Annotated in this window: 17 protein-coding genes, 1 tRNA gene and 1 pseudogene; all 19 read left to right on the top strand. The window is 62.2% G+C overall.

The window, feature by feature from the left end:
- The first annotated feature begins 21 nt into the window (after positions 1-21).
- The 19 genes and pseudogenes from WH303_RS19465 to nuoI all read left to right on the top strand — a co-directional run bounded on the left by WH303_RS19465 (position 22) and on the right by nuoI (position 16,913).
- Positions 22-1,380 carry an MFS transporter gene (locus WH303_RS19465; RefSeq protein ID WP_339520486.1) on the top strand — a complete coding sequence of 453 codons (1,359 nt, stop codon included), beginning with the start codon at positions 22-24 and terminating at the stop codon, positions 1,378-1,380.
- The gene (locus tag WH303_RS19460; RefSeq protein WP_339520484.1) at positions 1,377-1,913 is read left to right on the top strand and encodes a GAF domain-containing protein; all 537 of its coding nucleotides are present in this window, start codon (positions 1,377-1,379) and stop codon (positions 1,911-1,913) included. The genes WH303_RS19465 and WH303_RS19460 overlap by 4 nt, the downstream gene beginning before the upstream one ends.
- 140 nt (positions 1,914-2,053) lie before the next feature.
- Positions 2,054-2,776, top strand: coding sequence for an AzlC family ABC transporter permease (locus tag WH303_RS19455; protein WP_312986890.1), 723 nt, complete (start codon positions 2,054-2,056; stop codon positions 2,774-2,776).
- Positions 2,773-3,102: an AzlD domain-containing protein gene (locus tag WH303_RS19450; RefSeq protein ID WP_021028551.1), complete on the top strand. Its 330-nt coding sequence runs from the start codon at positions 2,773-2,775 to the stop codon at positions 3,100-3,102. Before WH303_RS19455 ends, WH303_RS19450 begins: the two co-directional genes overlap by 4 nt.
- A 132-nt stretch (positions 3,103-3,234) precedes the next feature.
- Positions 3,235-3,501, top strand: a complete 267-nt coding sequence (gene rpsO / locus WH303_RS19445; protein WP_027011292.1) for a 30S ribosomal protein S15 — start codon at positions 3,235-3,237, stop codon at positions 3,499-3,501.
- Between the two features lie 209 nt (positions 3,502-3,710).
- A complete protein-coding gene (pnp, locus tag WH303_RS19440) occupies positions 3,711-5,954 on the top strand; it encodes a polyribonucleotide nucleotidyltransferase (protein WP_021028553.1) in 2,244 nt (747 codons plus the stop codon).
- Between the two features lie 99 nt (positions 5,955-6,053).
- Entirely contained in the window at positions 6,054-7,049 is a 996-nt protein-coding gene (locus WH303_RS19435) for an NAD(P)H-quinone oxidoreductase (RefSeq protein WP_339520524.1), read from the top strand.
- Entirely contained in the window at positions 7,043-7,786 is a 744-nt protein-coding gene (gene tpiA, locus WH303_RS19430; RefSeq protein WP_339520522.1) for a triose-phosphate isomerase, read from the top strand. The genes WH303_RS19435 and tpiA overlap by 7 nt, the downstream gene beginning before the upstream one ends.
- Positions 7,787-7,833: 47 nt before the next feature.
- Positions 7,834-8,223, top strand: a pseudogene (gene secG, locus WH303_RS19425) (preprotein translocase subunit SecG); the annotation flags it as partial.
- A gap of 202 nt (positions 8,224-8,425) precedes the next feature.
- Positions 8,426-8,510, top strand: a tRNA-Leu gene (locus tag WH303_RS19420).
- A 73-nt stretch (positions 8,511-8,583) separates the two neighbouring features.
- Complete coding sequence (locus WH303_RS19415) at positions 8,584-8,943, top strand: NADH-quinone oxidoreductase subunit A (protein ID WP_021028557.1); 360 nt, start codon at positions 8,584-8,586, stop codon at positions 8,941-8,943.
- Positions 8,944-8,965: 22 nt separating this feature from the next.
- Positions 8,966-9,445 (top strand): NuoB/complex I 20 kDa subunit family protein, encoded by a 480-nt coding sequence (locus tag WH303_RS19410; protein ID WP_021028558.1) that lies wholly within the window; start codon positions 8,966-8,968, stop codon positions 9,443-9,445.
- 8 nt (positions 9,446-9,453) lie between these two features.
- Positions 9,454-10,062 carry an NADH-quinone oxidoreductase subunit C gene (locus WH303_RS19405; RefSeq protein ID WP_021028559.1) on the top strand — a complete coding sequence of 203 codons (609 nt, stop codon included), beginning with the start codon at positions 9,454-9,456 and terminating at the stop codon, positions 10,060-10,062.
- 27 nt (positions 10,063-10,089) lie between these two features.
- Complete coding sequence (locus WH303_RS19400) at positions 10,090-11,343, top strand: NADH-quinone oxidoreductase subunit D (RefSeq protein WP_312986895.1); 1,254 nt, start codon at positions 10,090-10,092, stop codon at positions 11,341-11,343.
- Positions 11,340-11,831 carry an NADH-quinone oxidoreductase subunit NuoE gene (gene nuoE, locus WH303_RS19395; protein ID WP_021028561.1) on the top strand — a complete coding sequence of 164 codons (492 nt, stop codon included), beginning with the start codon at positions 11,340-11,342 and terminating at the stop codon, positions 11,829-11,831. The genes WH303_RS19400 and nuoE overlap by 4 nt, the downstream gene beginning before the upstream one ends.
- Positions 11,828-13,183, top strand: a complete 1,356-nt coding sequence (nuoF, locus tag WH303_RS19390; protein ID WP_021028562.1) for an NADH-quinone oxidoreductase subunit NuoF — start codon at positions 11,828-11,830, stop codon at positions 13,181-13,183. Before nuoE ends, nuoF begins: the two co-directional genes overlap by 4 nt.
- A gap of 14 nt (positions 13,184-13,197) precedes the next feature.
- Positions 13,198-15,312: an NADH-quinone oxidoreductase subunit NuoG gene (gene nuoG / locus WH303_RS19385; RefSeq protein ID WP_339520480.1), complete on the top strand. Its 2,115-nt coding sequence runs from the start codon at positions 13,198-13,200 to the stop codon at positions 15,310-15,312.
- Complete coding sequence (gene nuoH, locus WH303_RS19380; protein ID WP_021028564.1) at positions 15,309-16,385, top strand: NADH-quinone oxidoreductase subunit NuoH; 1,077 nt, start codon at positions 15,309-15,311, stop codon at positions 16,383-16,385. Before nuoG ends, nuoH begins: the two co-directional genes overlap by 4 nt.
- A 15-nt stretch (positions 16,386-16,400) precedes the next feature.
- Positions 16,401-16,913 carry an NADH-quinone oxidoreductase subunit NuoI gene (nuoI, locus tag WH303_RS19375; RefSeq protein ID WP_021028565.1) on the top strand — a complete coding sequence of 171 codons (513 nt, stop codon included), beginning with the start codon at positions 16,401-16,403 and terminating at the stop codon, positions 16,911-16,913.
- The last annotated feature ends 25 nt before the right edge of the window (positions 16,914-16,938 follow it).

Here is a 16,938-nt window from a genome sequence, read left to right as displayed (position 1 = left end):
GCTTTGAGCGAGAACAACAATATGTATAACGCTTCCGAACGTCTGGAGCGGCTGCCTTTCAGCCGCTTCCATTTCACCTTGCTCATCATTGGCGGCCTGGGCCTGGCCTTTGAGGCGCTGGATGCGGGCATCATCGCCTTCATCCTGCCTTCGTTGCGCGAACAATGGGGTTTGACCGGCATTCAGGCTGGCTGGATTGCCAGCAGCACCTATGTCGGCTTCCTGGTGGGGGCGCTGCTCTCGGGCATGCTGGGCGACCGCTTTGGCCGCAAGGTCGTGATGATGTGGGCGCTGGTGCTGTTTTGCGTGGCCACCTTCATCAATGCCTTTGCCACCAACTTCCATGAGTTCTACATCCTGCGCATGATTGCCGGTGTGGGCATGGGGGCCGAGGGCGCCATCGTCGCGCCTTACCTGGCCGAGTTTGTCAGCAGCCGCTACCGGGGGCGCTTTACCGGTGCGCTGGCAGGCTTTTTCTCCTTTGGCTTTGTGATGTCGGCGCTGCTGGGTTACTTCATCGTGCCGATGAGTGACGATGGCTGGCGCTGGATCATGGTCATCGCCTCGGTGCCGGTGGTGTTCCTGCTGTGGATGCGCCGCGCGCTGTTCGAGTCGCCCCGTTGGCTCGAAGAAATGGGCCGCCATGAAGAGGCCAGCCGTATCTGTACCGAGATTGAAGCGCAGGTGCTGCGCAGCAGCGGCAAGCCGCTTCCCGAGCCGGTGAAGATGAGCCTGGCTGCCAAGGCCGCCGACGCTGCCGTGCAAGGCGCCTGGGCCAAGCTGGCTACCTTGGTCAAGCCCCAGTACCTGCAAACCACCCTGGTGGTCTGGGTGTTCTGGATCACGGTGATGTTCTGCTACTACGCCTTCCTGGTCTGGATTCCGAGCCTGCTGGTGGCGCGTGGCTTTGCGGTGACCAAGAGCTTTTCCTTCACCATCCTGATCTACCTGGCGCAGATCCCCGGCTACTACTCGGCTGCCTACCTGAACGACAAGATCGGCCGCAAGTACACCATCCTGGCCTATATGCTGGTGTCCTGCCTGGCGGCGCTGGGCCTGGCCTTTGCCGGTGCCGACCAGGAAATCATCCTGCTGAGCATGCTGCTGTCCTTTGGCATGAACGGCGTGATTGCCGGCCAGTACACCTACACCTCGGAGATCTACCCGACCTCCATCCGTGCCACCGGCATGGGGACGGCCTCGGCGCTGGCGCGTATCGGCTCGATCGCCTCACCCACCATCGTGGGGGCGGCCTACCCGGTGCTGGGCTTTGGCGGCGTGTTTGCGCTGATGACCGGCGTGCTGTTTGTCGGCGGCATGGGCATCTTGCTGTTCGGCAAGAACACGCATGGCGTATCTCTGGAAGGGATTCAGCAATGAGCACCACCCATGTCCTGGGCCGCCTGGCCCACACCTTGGGCCAGAGCAGCGGTGCCGAGCGCCACTGGGCCGCCATTGCCGAGGCCTGCCAGCAGCTGTTTGGCTACGGCCTGCTGACCGGCCTGGTCTACCTGCAGCAGGAAAAGCTGATGCGCCGCATCTACTCGTCCAACGAGGCCATCAGCCCGCTGGGCGGCTTCAAGGCCACCGGCAAGGGCCCCTGGTCGGGCCGGGTGCTGGACCAGGGCCTGCCCTATATCGGCCGGGACGAGGCCGACATCCGCACCGTCTTCTCCGAAGCCGAGGACCTGGTTGCCCGGGGCCTGCATGCGGTGCTGAACATTCCCGTCTGGTACGGCGGGGAGGTGCTGGGCTCCATCAATATCCTGGGCCCGCGTGGCGCCTACAACGCGGTGCCCGAGGCCCTGATCCACCTGGTGGCCGGTGTCTGCGTGCCGGCCCTGGCCTCGGCCCGCGAGACTGCACGCGAGGCGGCGCGGGGCATTGACAGCACCAGTTTGCAAAGCGTCTGAGCGTCTGGCTTACCAATGCCAGGTGCCCTGGGCCCGCAAGGACAAAGTCCCTGCGGGCTTTTTTGTGGCCTGTGCCCCATGCGTCCCAGCGGCGCGCAACTGGCCTGCGCGCCGCGCAACACCCTCTACAATCGCCGCCCATGGCTTCTAACAGTTCAGGGTGGTGGTCGTCGCCCGCCGTGCGCATGGGCGTGTCGATCAGCGTGGCCACCGGTTTGTACGGCATCTCCTTTGGCGCGCTGGGCGTGGCAGCAGGCCTGTCGGTCTGGCAGACCTGCGCCTTGAGCCTGCTGATGTTTACCGGTGGCTCGCAGTTTGCGTTTGTCGGCGTGGTCGCGGGTGGTGGTGCCGGGGCCGCAGCGCTGGGCGCGGCCAGTTTGCTGGGCGTGCGCAATGCCGTCTACGGCATGCAGATGGCCGCCTTGCTGGGCCCACGCGGCCTGGCGCGCCTGCTGTCGGCGCAGCTGACGATTGATGAATCGGCCGCCACCGCGCTGGGGCAGGCGGACAAGGACGAGCAAAAGCGGGGCTTTTGGACCGCAGGGGTGGGCGTCTACCTGCTGTGGAACCTGTTCACCGCCGCGGGTGCCTTGCTGGGCAATGCCCTGGGCGACCCGGGGCGCTGGGGGCTGGACGGCGCAGCCGTAGCCGCCTTTATGGGGCTGCTGTGGCCGCGTCTGACGCACAAGGAGCCCATCGCGCTGGCGGTGGTGGCTGCCAGCATTGCGATGCTGGCGGTGCCCTGGGTGGCGCCGGGCGTGCCTATCTTGATTGCAGCGGTGGTGGGCGCTGCCTGGGGTTACGGCTCGCGCAGCAGCGGACCGGCCGGGCAGGGCGCCAGCGCGCAGGAGGCCGCACGATGAACGCGATGGCAGACGTGGGCAACCACTGGTGGATCTGGGTGCTGCTGGCCAGCGCCGTGACCTATGGCACCAAGTTGCTGGGCTACGGCGTGCCCGCGCACTGGCTGCGCCACCCGCGCATGGCCCGGGTGGCTGGCGCGCTGACGATTGCGCTGCTGGCGGCGCTGACCGCCATGAACACCCTCGTCAGTGGCCAGCAGCTGGTGCTCGATGCCCGCCTGGCGGCGCTGGCCGTGGCCATCATCGCTCTGGCGCTGCGTGCGCCGTTTTTGCTGGTGGTGGTGCTGGGTGCTGCGGCATCGGCGTTGGTGCGGTTTTGGGGCTGAATCCCAAGAATTGGAAGTTGGGTATAATTGCAGGGTTTTGCATGGTGCAAGACGCACGTCACAAGCTTTTCCGGCTGTGGCGCAAGTAACCAGAATGCCAGCGCAAGCCGGTGTTCCTTATAAGGAAAACACATGATCGCCGCATCTATCAAGGCCGAAGTTGTACAGGCCAACGCACGTTCCGCTAACGATACTGGTAGCCCAGAAGTCCAAGTGGCTCTGCTGACCGCCCGTATCAACGAACTGACCCCTCACTTCAAGACGCATGCCAAGGACCACCACGGTCGCCGCGGCCTGCTGCGCATGGTGAGCCGTCGTCGTAAGCTGTTGGACTACCTCAAGTCCAAGGACGCTGACCGTTACACTGCACTGATCGCTAAGCTGGGCCTGCGTAAGTAAGCCCAGGGTGAGATGGAGACGCCTGAGTTAGTCCGCTAGCTCAGGCGTTTTTTACTTCAACGCCGCGCAAACAGAGCGAAGCTGTGTCATTCCAAGGGGGCTGAACCCCGGGTTCCAGGCCTTCAACCTCCCTGGAATGGCATCGTGTTCTGAATGCCGGCTCCTGCCGAGAACCGACAGGTTTTTGGCTGTTTAACCAGGAGCAATCTATGTCCATATTCAACAAAGTCACCAAGACTTTCCAGTGGGGCCAACACACGGTCACGATGGAAACCGGTGAAATCGCCCGCCAGGCTTCCGGCGCGGTGCTGGTCAACATCGACGACACCGTGGTGCTGGCTACGGTCGTGGGCTCCAAGATCGCCAAGGCCGGTCAGGACTTTTTCCCGCTGACCGTTGACTACATCGAGAAGACCTACGCTGCGGGCAAGATCCCCGGCAGCTTCTTCAAGCGCGAGGCCAAGCCGAGCGAGCTCGAAACCCTGACCAGCCGCCTGATCGACCGCCCGATCCGTCCGCTGTTCCCCGAAGGTTTCTACAACGACGTGCATGTGGTCATCCACACCATCTCGCTGAACCCAGAAGTGGATGCCGACATCGCTGCGATGATCGCTGTCTCCGCTGCCCTGTCGATCTCGGGCATTCCTTTCAACGGCCCTATCGGTGCTGCCCGCGTGGGTTACATCAACGGCGAATACGTGCTCAACCCCGGCCAGACCCAGCGCAAGGATTCGCTGATGGATCTGGTGGTGGCAGGTACCGAAGCTGCTGTGCTGATGGTCGAGTCCGAGGCCCAACAACTGCCTGAAGAAGTGATGCTGGGTGCTGTGGTCTATGGTCACGAGCAAGGCCAGGTTGCGATCAACGCCATCCACGAGCTGGTGCGCGAAGCCGGCAAGCCCGCATGGGACTGGGCCGCGCCTGCCAAGGACGAAGCACTGATCGCCAAGGTCGGCGAGCTGGGCGACGCCGCTCTGCGCGACGCCTACCAACTGCGCAACAAGCAAGCCCGTACGCTGGCCTGCCGCCAGGCTTATGCCGCTGTGAAGGCTGGTCTTGCCGAGCAAGGCGTGGCCTTTGACGGCGTCAAGGTCGACGGCATGCTGTTCGACATCGAAGCGCGCATCGTGCGCTCGCAGATTCTGGCCGGTGAGCCCCGTATCGACGGCCGCGACACCCGCACCGTGCGTCCTATCGAGATCCGCTCGTCCGTGCTGCCTCGCACCCACGGCTCGGCCCTGTTCACCCGTGGTGAAACCCAGGCGCTGGTGATCTCCACCCTGGGCACCGAGCGCGATGCACAGCGTATCGACGCGCTGGCTGGCGAGTTTGAAGACCGCTTCCTGTTCCACTACAACATGCCTCCCTTTGCCACCGGCGAAGTGGGCCGCATGGGCTCGACCAAGCGCCGCGAAATCGGCCACGGCCGTCTGGCCAAGCGTGCTCTGGCCGCTTGCCTGCCTTCGAAGGAAGAGTTCCCCTACACCATCCGCGTGGTGTCGGAGATCACCGAATCGAACGGTTCCTCGTCGATGGCTTCGGTCTGCGGCGGCTGTCTGTCGATGATGGACGCCGGCGTGCCGATGAAGGCCCACGTGGCCGGTATCGCCATGGGTCTGATCAAGGAAGACAACAAGTTTGCCGTGCTGACCGACATCCTGGGTGACGAAGATCATCTGGGTGACATGGACTTCAAGGTAGCCGGTACGACCAACGGTATCACCGCGCTGCAGATGGACATCAAGATCCAGGGCATCACCAAGGAAATCATGCAAGTGGCACTGGCGCAAGCCAAGGAAGCGCGCATGCACATCCTGGGCAAGATGCAAGAAGCGATGGGCGAAGCCAAGGCCGAAGTCTCGTCGTTCGCGCCCAAGCTCTACACGATGAAGATCAACCCCGAGAAGATCCGTGACGTGATCGGCAAGGGCGGCGCCACCATCCGTGCGCTGACCGAAGAGACCGGCACCCAGATCAACATTGAGGAAGATGGCACCATCACCATCGCCGCCACCGATGGCGCCAAGGCAGACGAAGCCAAGCGCCGCATCGAAGAGATCACCGCCGAAGTCGAAATCGGCAAGATCTATGAAGGCCCGATCGTCAAGATCCTGGAATTCGGTGCCCTGGTGAACCTGCTGCCCGGCAAGGACGGTCTGCTGCACATCAGCCAGATCGCCCACGAGCGCGTGGAAAAGGTGACCGACTACCTGAGCGAAGGCCAGGTCGTCAAGGTCAAGGTGCTGGAGACAGACGAAAAGGGCCGTGTCAAGCTGTCGATGAAGGCGCTGCTGGACCGTCCAGCCGGCATGCCTGAGCGTGAACCACGCGAGTTCCGTGAGCCACGCGGCGACCGTGGTGACCGCGGCGATCGCGCGCCTCGCCAGAACCGCGAACCACGCGAGCCCCGCGTGGACGGTGCTGCCGACCAGCAGCAACAACAACAGCAATAATCTGCTGTGTGACGCACCCATGCGCCTGGCGCTGGGTGCGTTTTTCTGCTGAAAAGCGTGTGCTGATTGTGATTGGCTGAGGAAACAAGCGTGGACAAGATGCGTGCAGTCGAGATCACCGCCTTTGGTGATCCGCAGGTGTTGAAGCTGGGAGAGCGTTCTGTGCCGCAGGCGGGGCAGGGCGAGCTGTGCATTCGCGTGGTCGCCAGTGGTGTGAACCGCCCCGATGTGATCCAGCGCAAGGGCCATTACGCGCCGCCCCCGGGTGCTTCGGACCTGCCGGGTCTGGAAGTGGCCGGTGTGGTGGTGGCGGGAGACACGGCGGCCATGGCCGAGCAGGGTCTCAAGCTGGGTGACCGCGTATGCGCGCTGGTGGCCGGTGGTGGCTATGCCGAGTACTGCGTGGCTCCCGTGGCCCAGTGCCTGCCGGTGCCCGAGGGCTTGTCGGATGTCGAGGCCGCTTGTCTGCCCGAGACCTTCTTCACGGTCTGGAGCAATGTGTTTGACCGGGGTGCGTTGCAGCCCGGTGAGACTTTGTTGATCCAGGGCGGCAGCAGCGGCATCGGTGTGACGGCGATCCAGCTGGCCAAGGCCTTTGGTGCCAAGGTGATCGTGACCGCAGGCTCCGATGAAAAATGCCAGGCTTGCCTGGCCTTGGGTGCCGACGAGGCCATCAACTACCGCAGCCAGGATTTTGTCGCCGAAGTGGCGCGCATCACCGCTGGCAAGGGCGTGGATGTGTTTTTGGACATGGTGGCGGGCGACTATGTGGCCCGCGAGGTCGAGGCACTGGCCGAAGATGGCCGCCTGGTCATCATCGCCGTGCAAGGGGGCATCAAGGCCGAGTTCAATGCCGGCTTGGTGCTGCGCCGCCGTCTGCAGATTACCGGCTCGACCCTGCGTCCGCGTCCTGTGGCCTTCAAGGCGGCGATTGCCCAGGCTTTGCAGGCCAAGGTCTGGCCATTGCTGGCAGCGGGCAAGGTGCGCCCCATCATCCACAGCCAATTCCCGGCCGCACACGCCAGTCAGGCCCATGCGCTGATGGAATCCAACCAACATATCGGCAAGATCGTGCTGACCTGGGATCAATTGTGAAAAAACTGATTGCTGGAAACTGGAAGATGAACGGCAGCCTGGCTGCCAACGAAGTCTTGCTGGGCGAGTTGCTGCAAGGCCTGGGTCAACCGGGCTGCGATGTGGCCGTGGCCGTGCCTGCTGTCTATGTGGGCCAGGTGCAGTCTTTGCTGCAGGGCTCGGCCATTGCGCTGGCCGCGCAGGATGTGTCGGCGCACGATGGCGGTGCCTACACCGGCGAGGTGTCGGCACCCATGCTGCGTGACTTTGCGGTGCGCTATGCGCTGGTCGGCCACTCCGAGCGCCGCCAGTACCACGGCGAAACCGATGCGCTGGTGGCGACCAAGGCGCAAAAGGCCTTGGCTGCCGGCATCACGCCGATTGTCTGCGTGGGCGAGACCCTGGCCGAGCGCGAAGCCGGCCAGACCGAAGCGGTGGTCAAGCGCCAGCTGGCAGCGGTGATCCATGCGGTGGGTGCTTGTGTGAGCGAAATCGTCGTGGCTTATGAGCCGGTCTGGGCCATTGGCACGGGCAAGACGGCCAGCCCCGAGCAGGCGCAGGCCGTGCATGCTGTATTGCGCGCACAACTGGCAGCGGCCAGCACGCAGGCTGCCAAGGTGCCGGTGCTGTATGGTGGCAGCATGAATGCGGGCAATGCCGAGCAGCTGCTCGCCCAGCCCGATATTGATGGTGGACTGATCGGTGGCACTTCGCTGAAGGCCCAGGATTTTCTGAAAATTATTGCTGCAGCTGCTTGAGGGCAAGCGGCTGCTGGCGACGACCAAGTTTGATAAAAGGGTAGATGATGGTAACGATTCTGTTGACGATTCAAATGCTGGCAGCACTGGTCATGATTGGCCTGGTGCTGGTGCAGCATGGCAAGGGTGCCGATGCGGGTGCTGCCTTTGGCAGCGGCAGCAGCGCGGGCAGCCTGTTCGGTGCTTCCGGTAGCGCCAACTTCCTCTCGCGCAGCACCGGCGTGCTGGCGGCGGTGTTCTTTGCCGCAACCTTGGCGCTGGCCTACCTGGGCAATGCCCGTCCGACCTCGGCCGGTAGTGTGCTCGAAGGCCCTGCTGCGACGATCCCGCAGTCGAGCGCCCCAGTGGATGCGACCATTCCTCCTGCGTCGACCCCTGCACCTGCTGCAGCCCCTGCGGCACCCGCCGCTGGTGCGGATGCCTCGGTGCCTGCCGCTGGCGCTGCTGCGCCTGCTGCCGATGCCTCCGTGCCCGCTGCTGCACCGGCCGCAGCGGCTGAGCCAGCACAGCCTGCAGGCAAATAACTCAACTATTTGAAAAGAATCCCTGAACTCAGGGTTTTTACAGAGTAGAATCTGAGTCTGTCTGGTGAGCAGATTGTTTCAAAAGCAATCGGTGCTTGCCAGGCAAGTCAAATCAGCCGTCGTGGTGAAATTGGTAGACACGCTATCTTGAGGGGGTAGTGGCGAAAGCTGTGCGAGTTCGAGTCTCGCCGACGGCACCAACACAATAAAAGGCCTGCCTGGGTCGCGTCTTGTGCTTACCTGGGTTGGCTCCTGCGGTGAGTAGACATCAAGATGAGCCTCGAACAATACCTCCCGGTCCTTTTGTTTATCCTGGTGGGAGCAGGCGTTGGCCTTGGCCCACTGGTCATAGGCTACATCCTCGGACCCAATCGCCCGAACGCGGCGAAAAACTCCCCTTACGAATGCGGCTTTGAGGCCTTTGAAGACGCGCGCATGAAATTCGATGTGCGCTACTACCTCGTCGCCATTCTTTTCATTCTCTTCGACTTGGAAATTGCGTTCCTCTTCCCATGGGCGGTTTCGCTGCATGAAGTGGGAATGCCTGGTTTTATCGCGGTTCTCGTGTTCTTGGCCATTCTGGTGGTGGGTTTCGCCTATGAATGGAAAAAGGGCGCGCTGACCTGGGAATAACCGGAAATCAAAAAGGTACACGATGATTGAAGGTGTGTTGGAGAAAGGCTTTGTCACCACGAGCTACGACTCGGTGGTGAACTGGGCTAAGACCGGGTCGATCTGGCCCATGACGTTTGGTTTGGCATGCTGCGCCGTCGAGATGATGCACGCGGCCGCTGCGCGTTACGACATTGGCCGCTTCGGCGCCGAAGTCTTCCGTGCCAGCCCGCGCCAGGCTGACTTGATGATTGTGGCTGGCACCTTGTGCAACAAGATGGCCCCGGCCATGCGCAAGGTGTACGACCAGATGGCCGAGCCGCGTTGGGTGATCTCGATGGGATCCTGCGCCAACGGTGGTGGTTACTACCACTACAGCTACTCGGTGGTGCGCGGTTGCGACCGCATTGTGCCGGTGGATGTGTATGTGCCAGGCTGCCCGCCCACGGCAGAAGCGCTGATCTACGGCATCATCCAGCTGCAGCAAAAAATCCGCCGCACCCACACGATCGCGCGCGCCTAGGAGTTGGAATGAGTGTAGAACTGATACAGCCTAGCGTGCTGCAAGAGACCATCGCCCGCGTGCTGGGCGACAAGGCACGCTCGGTGACCCTGGCGCTGGGTGAAGTGACCGTGGAGGTCTCGGCCTCGAACTACCTGCAAGCCATGCAGCTGCTGCGCGATGCGCCCGAATGCAAGTTCGAGATGCTGATGGACCTGTGCGGCGTGGATTACTCCGCATACAAGGACGTGGGCACCGATGGCCCACGTTTTGCCGTGGTCTCGCACCTGTTGTCGATCAGCCTGAACCAGCGCCTGCGTGTGCGCGTGTTCTGCCAGGACGACGATTTCCCGGTGCTCGACACCCTCAGCCAGCTCTGGGCTTCGGCCAACTGGCTCGAGCGCGAAGCTTTTGACCTGTTCGGCATTGTCTTTGAAGGCCATGACGACCTGCGCCGCATCCTGACCGACTATGGCTTTATCGGTCACCCCTTCCGCAAGGATTTCCCGCTGACGGGCCATGTGGAGATGCGCTACGACGCCGAGCAGGCACGCGTGATCTACGAACCCGTGACGATCGAGCAGCGCGAGATCACGCCCCGCATTATTCGTGAAGACCATTACGGAGGCCTGCACTGAGGCGCTCTGACCTCACGATGAAGAACCATGGCTGAAATCAAAAACTACACACTCAACTTCGGTCCCCAGCATCCTGCAGCACACGGCGTGCTGCGTTTGGTGCTGGAGCTCGATGGTGAAGTGGTGCAACGTGCAGACCCGCATATCGGCCTGCTGCACCGCGCCACCGAGAAACTGGCGGAGAGCAAGACCTTCATCCAGTCGCTGCCCTATATGGACCGCCTGGATTACTGCTCGATGATGAGCAACGAGCACGCCTACTGCCTGGCTATCGAAAAGCTGCTGGGCCTGGAAGTGCCGATCCGCGCGCAATACATCCGCGTGATGTATTCCGAGATCACCCGCATCATGAACCACCTGATGTGGCTGGGCTCCTCGGGCAATGACGGCGGCAGCTCGACCATTCTGATCTACGCCTTCCGCGAACGTGAAGACCTGATGGACATGTACGAAGCCGTCTCCGGCGCGCGCATGCACGCGGCGTACTTCCGTCCGGGTGGCGTGTACCGCGACCTGCCAGAGAGCATGCCGCAGTACAAGGCCAGCAAGGTGCGCAATGCCAAGGCCATCGAGCAGATGAACAGCAACCGCCAAGGTTCGCTCATCGACTTCATCGATGACTTCACGGCGCGCTTCCCCAAGTGCGTGGATGAATACGAAACCCTGCTGACCGACAACCGCATCTGGAAGCAGCGCAATGTGGGCATCGGCGTGGTTGACATCGACCGCGCGATGAACCTGGGCCTGACCGGCCCGATGCTGCGCGGCTCGGGCCTGGCCTGGGATATGCGCAAGTCGCAGCCCTACGAAGTCTATGACCGCATGGATTTCGACATCCCCGTGGGCAAGACCGGCGACTGCTATGACCGCTATCTGGTGCGCATCGCCGAGATGCGCGAGTCCAACCGCATCATCAAGCAGTGCGTGGACTGGCTGCGTGCCAACCCCGGTCCGGTCATCACGGGCAACCACAAGGTGGCGCCTCCCGATCGCGAAGCCATGAAGTCCAACATGGAAGAGCTGATCCACCACTTCAAGCTGTTCACCGAAGGCTTCAAAGTGCCCGAGGGCGAGGCTTATGCATCGGTGGAGCACCCCAAGGGCGAGTTTGGCATCTACCTGATCAGCGATGGTGCCAACAAGCCTTACCGCCTGAAGATTCGTCCACCAGGATTTGTGCATCTCTCGGCGCTCGACGAAATGAGCCGTGGCCACATGCTGGCCGATGCCGTGATGGTGCTGAGCACCTTGGACATCGTGTTTGGAGACGTTGACCGATGATTACCGAAGCAACAAAAGCACGCTTTGCCCGCGAAGTTGCCAAGTATCCGGCAGAGCAGAAGCAGTCGGCCGTGATGGCTTGCCTGTCTATCGTGCAGCAGGAGCAGGGCTGGGTGAGCCAGGAGAGCGAGGCGGTGATCGCCGAGTTCCTGGAGATGCCCGAGATCGCCGTGCATGAAGTGACCACCTTCTACAACATGTACAACCAGCACCCGGTGGGCAAGTACAAGTTGAGCGTGTGCACCAACCTGCCTTGCCAACTGCGTCGCGGCCGCGAGGCGCTCAAGCACCTGGAAGACAAGCTGGGCATCAAGATGGGTGATACCACCGCCGATGGCGTGTTCACCATCGAGCAATCGGAATGCCTGGGCGCCTGCGCCGATGCACCGGTGCTGCTGGTCAATGACCGCCACATGTGCAGCTTCATGGACAACGAAAAGCTGGACCAGCTGATGACCGGCTTGCGCGCAGCGGAGGACACCAAGTGACGACAGCCGCTCAAATTCTGTCGCAGTTCCAGGCCACCGGCGTGGAAACCTGCTTCCACGACCGCCATATCGAACCCCAGATCTATGCAGGTCTGGATGGCACGAACTGGTCGATCAAAGACTACGAGGCACGCGGCGGCTACCAGGCCCTGCGCAAGCTGCTGGGCAAGGACGGTGGCGAGGGTCTGACCCAGGACCAGGTCATTGCCACGATGAAAGAGTCGGGCCTGCGCGGCCGCGGCGGCGCTGGCTTCCCCACCGGTCTGAAGTGGAGCTTCATGCCTCGCAACTTCCCCGGCCAAAAGCACCTGGTGTGCAATTCGGACGAGGGCGAGCCTGGCACCTGCAAGGACCGCGACATCCTGATGTTCAACCCGCACATCGTGATCGAAGGCATGGCCATCGCCGCGTATGCCATGGGCATCTCGCTGGGCTACAACTACATCCACGGCGAAATCTTCCAAGTCTACGAACGCTTTGAAGCGGCGCTGGAAGAGGCGCGTGCTGCCGGCTACCTGGGTGACAACATCCTGGGCAGCAGCTTCAGCTTTGAGCTGCATGCCCACCATGGTTTTGGCGCCTACATCTGCGGCGAAGAAACCGCCTTGCTCGAATCGCTCGAAGGCAAGAAGGGCCAGCCCCGCTTCAAGCCGCCATTCCCGGCCAGCTTTGGTTTGTATGGCAAGCCCACGACGATCAACAACACCGAAACCTTTGCGGCCGTTCCCTGGATCATCCGCAACGGTGGCCAGGCCTACCTGGAATGCGGCAAGCCCAACAACGGCGGCACCAAGATCTTCTCGGTCAGCGGTGACGTGAACAAGCCCGGCAACTACGAAGTGCCAATGGGAACGCCGTTCTCCACCTTGCTGGAGCTGGCCGGCGGTGTGCGCACCGGCCGCAAGCTCAAGGCCGTGATCCCTGGCGGATCGTCGGCCCCTGTGCTGCCAGCGGACATCATGATGGCCTGCACGATGGACTATGACTCCATCTCCAAGGCCGGCTCGATGCTGGGCTCGGGCGCCGTCATCGTGATGGACGACTCGCGCGACATGGTCGAGAGCCTGCTGCGCCTGTCCTACTTCTACCAGCACGAGTCCTGCGGACAGTGCACCCCTTGCCGCGAAGGCACGGGCTGGCTGTGGCGCATGGTCGACCGCATCCAGCACGGCCACGGCCGCGCCGAGGATCTGGACAAGCTGGACTCGGTAGCCGGCAACATCATGGGGCGCACGATTTGCGCATTGGGCGATGCGGCAGCGATGCCGGTGCGCGCAATGATCAAGCATTTCCGCCATGAATTCGAAGCAAAGATCAACGCTGCTGAAAAGCAGACCGCTGCTTCTTCCTGATCGCGAGTGAGCATATGGTTGAAATTGAAATAGACGGTCAGAAGGTCGAGGTCGCGGAAGGCAGCATGGTCATGCACGCGGCCGATGCGGCGGGCAAATACATCCCTCACTTCTGCTACCACAAGAAACTGTCGATCGCGGCGAACTGCCGTATGTGCCTGGTGGACGTCGAGAAGGCGCCCAAGGCCATGCCTGCCTGCGCCACGCCCGTGACGCAAGGCATGATTGTGCGCACCACCTCGGACAAGGCGGTCAAGGCCCAGCAATCGGTGATGGAGTTCCTGCTCATCAACCACCCGCTGGATTGCCCAATCTGCGACCAGGGTGGTGAATGCCAGTTGCAGGACTTGGCTGTGGGCTACGGTGCCAGCAGCTCGCGCTACGAAGAAGAAAAGCGCGTGGTCTTCCACAAGAACGTGGGCCCGCTGATCTCGATGGAAGAGATGAGCCGTTGCATCCACTGCACCCGCTGCGTGCGCTTCGGTCAAGAAGTCTCGGGCATCATGGAGCTGGGCATGGTCAACCGCGGCGAGCATGCCGAGATCACCACGGTGGTGGGCGATACGGTGGACTCGGAGCTGTCGGGCAACATGATCGACATCTGCCCCGTGGGCGCGCTCACGAGCAAGCCTTTCCGATACAGCGCACGTACCTGGGAGCTGTCGCGCCGCAAGTCGGTCTCGCCGCATGACTCCACCGGTGCCAACTTGATCGTTCAGGTCAAGAACAACAAGGTGATGCGCGTGGTGCCGTTCGAGAACGACGCCGTCAACGAATGCTGGATTGCCGACCGTGACCGCTTCTCCTACGAAGCGCTCAACGGTGAAGAGCGCCTGACCGCGCCGATGATCAAGCAAGGCGGCCAGTGGCTCGAAGTGAGCTGGCAAGCTGCGCTGGAATACGTGGCCAATGGCATCAAGAGCGTGCAACGCGACCATGGCGCCAGCGCCGTGGGTGCGCTGGTCAGCCCGCACAGCACGCTCGAAGAGCTGTTCTTGGCTGGTGAGCTGGTGCGCTCGCTGGGCAGCCAGAACGTGGACTACCGCCTGCGCAACGCCGATTTTGCCAAGGCAGAAGGCGTGCGCTGGCTGGGCCGCTCGATCGCCTCGCTGTCGGACCTGAACACGGCCTTGATCGTGGGCTCGAACGTGCGCAAGGAGCATCCGCTGTTTGCACAGCGTATCCGCCAGGCCGCCCGCAAGGGTGCGGTGGTGACCGCCATCCAGTCCAAGGCTTTTGATCTGGCGATTCCGCTGGCCCACCAGGTGATCACACCTGCTGCGCAGTGGGCCTATGCGCTGTCCTCCGTGGCAGCGGCCCTCGCCCAGTCCAAGGGTGTGGAAGCGCCGAACAACGCCGGTACCGTGACGCCCGAGTCCATCGAGATTGCCCGCGCGCTGCAAAACGGCGAGCAAAAGGCCATCCTGCTGGGCAATGCCGTCGCGCACCATGCACAAGCGAGCACCTTGCTGTCGATCGCCAACTGGATTGGCGCGCAGACCGGTGCCACCGTGGGCTTCCTGACCGAAGCGGCCAACACCGTGGGCGCGCAATGGGTGGGTGCTGTGCCCCAGGCCCATGGCATGCACGCTGGCGAAATGCTCGCCGGTGGCGTCAAGGCGGCCATCTTGCTGAACTGCGAACCCGCGTTCGACACGGCCGCTGGCAGCCAGGCGCTGCAAGGCTGCGAGATGGTGGTGAGCCTGAGCCCGTTCAAGGCCAACATGGACATCGCCGATGTGCTGCTGCCAATCGCGCCGTTCACCGAGACCTCGGGCTCGTTCGTGAACGCCGAAGGCCGTGTGCAGAGCTTCCACGCCGTGGTCAAGCCACTGGGCGATACCCGTCCGGGCTGGAAGGTGCTGCGCGTGCTGGGCAATCTGCTCGACGTGGCAGGCATGGCCTTTGATTCGTCGCAGGATGTGCTGGCCGTGGCCACTGGCTCGCAAGGCCAGGTGCCTGCCGAGCTGCTGTCCAACAGCACCAAGACAAACATGGCCGTGTCGGCACCTGCAGGCCAGGAGCCGGTGGTGGCCAGCATCTACCAACTCGATGGCATCGTGCGTCGCGCGCCGTCGTTGCAAATGACGGCGGATGCCCGCCAATCCTCGGAGGTGGTGGCAGCATGATCGACGCAATCTACAACGGCGGTCTGACCCTGATCGCAGCAGAGTGGTGGGCGACCCTGGTCTGGCCCGTGATCTGGAACCTGGTCAAGATCCTGTGCATCGTCTTGCCTTTGATGGGCGCGGTGGCTTACCTGACCCTGTGGGAGCGCAAGCTCCTGGGCTTCATGCAAGTGCGTTATGGCCCCAACCGGGTCGGCCCTTTTGGTCTGCTCCAGCCTCTGGCCGACGGCCTCAAGCTGATGACCAAAGAAATCATCACGCCAACGGCGGCAAGCTCGGGCCTCTACCGCCTGGGCCCGATCATGGCCATCATGCCTGCGCTGGCAGCCTGGGTGGTCATCCCCTTCGGCCCCGATGTGGCGCTGGCCAATGTGAATGTGGGCCTGCTGCTGGTGATGGCGATTACCTCGATCGAAGTCTATGGCGTGATCATCGCCGGCTGGGCATCGAACTCCAAGTACGCTTTCCTGGGCGCGCTGCGCGCATCGGCCCAGATGGTGAGCTATGAAATCGCGATGGGCTTCTGCTTCCTGGTGGTGATCATGGTCACCGGCAGCATGAACCTGACCGAGATCGTGCTGGCCCAGGGCAAGGGCATGATGGCATCGTCGGGTGCCAGCATCCTGTCGTGGAACTGGCTGCCACTGTTCCCGATGTTCATCGTCTACCTGATCTCGGCCGTGGCTGAGACCAACCGCCACCCCTTTGACGTCGTCGAAGGCGAAGCGGAAATCGTGGCCGGTCACATGGTGGAGTATTCGGGCATGGGCTTTGCCGTGTTCTTCCTGGCCGAGTACGCGAGCATGTGGCTGGTGTCCATCCTGGCCGTGATCATGTTCATGGGCGGCTGGTTGCCACCGTTCGATTTCCTGTCCTTCATCCCAGGCTGGATCTGGCTGGCTGCCAAGACCTTCCTCGTGGTGTCGATGTTCATCTGGATCCGCGCTACTTTCCCACGTTTCCGCTATGACCAGATCATGCGTCTGGGCTGGAAGATCTTCATCCCCGTCACCCTGGTGTACCTGGTCTTTGTCGGCGGCTGGTTGCTGTCGCCATGGAACATCTGGAAATAAGCGGAGGAATACAACATGACTACTGCAGTTTCTCCCCGCTCTTTCTCGGTGAAGGATTTCTTCAAGAGCTTCATGCTCTGGGAATTGATGAAGGGCATGGCCCTGACCGGCCGCTACACGTTTGCGCGCAAGATCACGGTCCAATTCCCTGAAGAGAAGACGCCGCTGTCGCCCCGTTTCCGTGGCCTGCACGCGCTGCGCCGCTACGAAAACGGCGAAGAGCGTTGCATTGCCTGCAAGCTGTGCGAAGCCGTCTGTCCTGCGATGGCGATCACGATCGAGTCCGATGTGCGTGATGACGGCTCGCGCCGCACCACCCGTTATGACATCGATCTGACCAAGTGCATTTTCTGTGGCTTCTGTGAAGAAAGCTGCCCCGTTGACTCCATCGTGGAAACCCAGATTCTGGAATACCACGGAGAAAAGCGCGGCGACCTGTACTTCACCAAGGAAATGCTGCTGGCCGTGGGTGACCGTTACGAACCTGAAATTGCTGCAGCCAAGGCTGCGGACGCAAAGTACCGCTAACGCGGCACTTGGAGACTGATCGAAA

Origin of the sequence: Comamonas sp. MYb69, from assembly GCF_037479315.1 — a bacterium.
Lineage (GTDB): Bacteria > Pseudomonadota > Gammaproteobacteria > Burkholderiales > Burkholderiaceae_C > Comamonas.
This window is presented reverse-complemented; position numbering and strand designations above follow the sequence as displayed.

Bases quoted from the DNA above. Each gene is read 5' to 3' on its own strand.
- nuoG (WP_339520480.1), top strand. From the start codon at position 13,198: ATGGTTGAAATTGAAATAGACGGTCAGAAGGTCGAGGTCGCGGAAGGC.
- nuoI (WP_021028565.1), top strand. From the start codon at position 16,401: ATGACTACTGCAGTTTCTCCCCGCTCTTTCTCGGTGAAGGATTTCTTC.
- WH303_RS19410 (WP_021028558.1), top strand. From the start codon at position 8,966: ATGATTGAAGGTGTGTTGGAGAAAGGCTTTGTCACCACGAGCTACGAC.
- WH303_RS19405 (WP_021028559.1), top strand. From the start codon at position 9,454: ATGAGTGTAGAACTGATACAGCCTAGCGTGCTGCAAGAGACCATCGCC.
- rpsO (WP_027011292.1), top strand. From the start codon at position 3,235: ATGATCGCCGCATCTATCAAGGCCGAAGTTGTACAGGCCAACGCACGT.
- WH303_RS19460 (WP_339520484.1), top strand. From the start codon at position 1,377: ATGAGCACCACCCATGTCCTGGGCCGCCTGGCCCACACCTTGGGCCAG.
- WH303_RS19400 (WP_312986895.1), top strand. From the start codon at position 10,090: ATGGCTGAAATCAAAAACTACACACTCAACTTCGGTCCCCAGCATCCT.
- WH303_RS19465 (WP_339520486.1), top strand. From the start codon at position 22: ATGTATAACGCTTCCGAACGTCTGGAGCGGCTGCCTTTCAGCCGCTTC.
- WH303_RS19435 (WP_339520524.1), top strand. From the start codon at position 6,054: ATGCGTGCAGTCGAGATCACCGCCTTTGGTGATCCGCAGGTGTTGAAG.
- WH303_RS19415 (WP_021028557.1), top strand. From the start codon at position 8,584: ATGAGCCTCGAACAATACCTCCCGGTCCTTTTGTTTATCCTGGTGGGA.
- WH303_RS19455 (WP_312986890.1), top strand. From the start codon at position 2,054: ATGGCTTCTAACAGTTCAGGGTGGTGGTCGTCGCCCGCCGTGCGCATG.
- pnp (WP_021028553.1), top strand. From the start codon at position 3,711: ATGTCCATATTCAACAAAGTCACCAAGACTTTCCAGTGGGGCCAACAC.
- WH303_RS19450 (WP_021028551.1), top strand. From the start codon at position 2,773: ATGAACGCGATGGCAGACGTGGGCAACCACTGGTGGATCTGGGTGCTG.
- nuoE (WP_021028561.1), top strand. From the start codon at position 11,340: ATGATTACCGAAGCAACAAAAGCACGCTTTGCCCGCGAAGTTGCCAAG.
- nuoH (WP_021028564.1), top strand. From the start codon at position 15,309: ATGATCGACGCAATCTACAACGGCGGTCTGACCCTGATCGCAGCAGAG.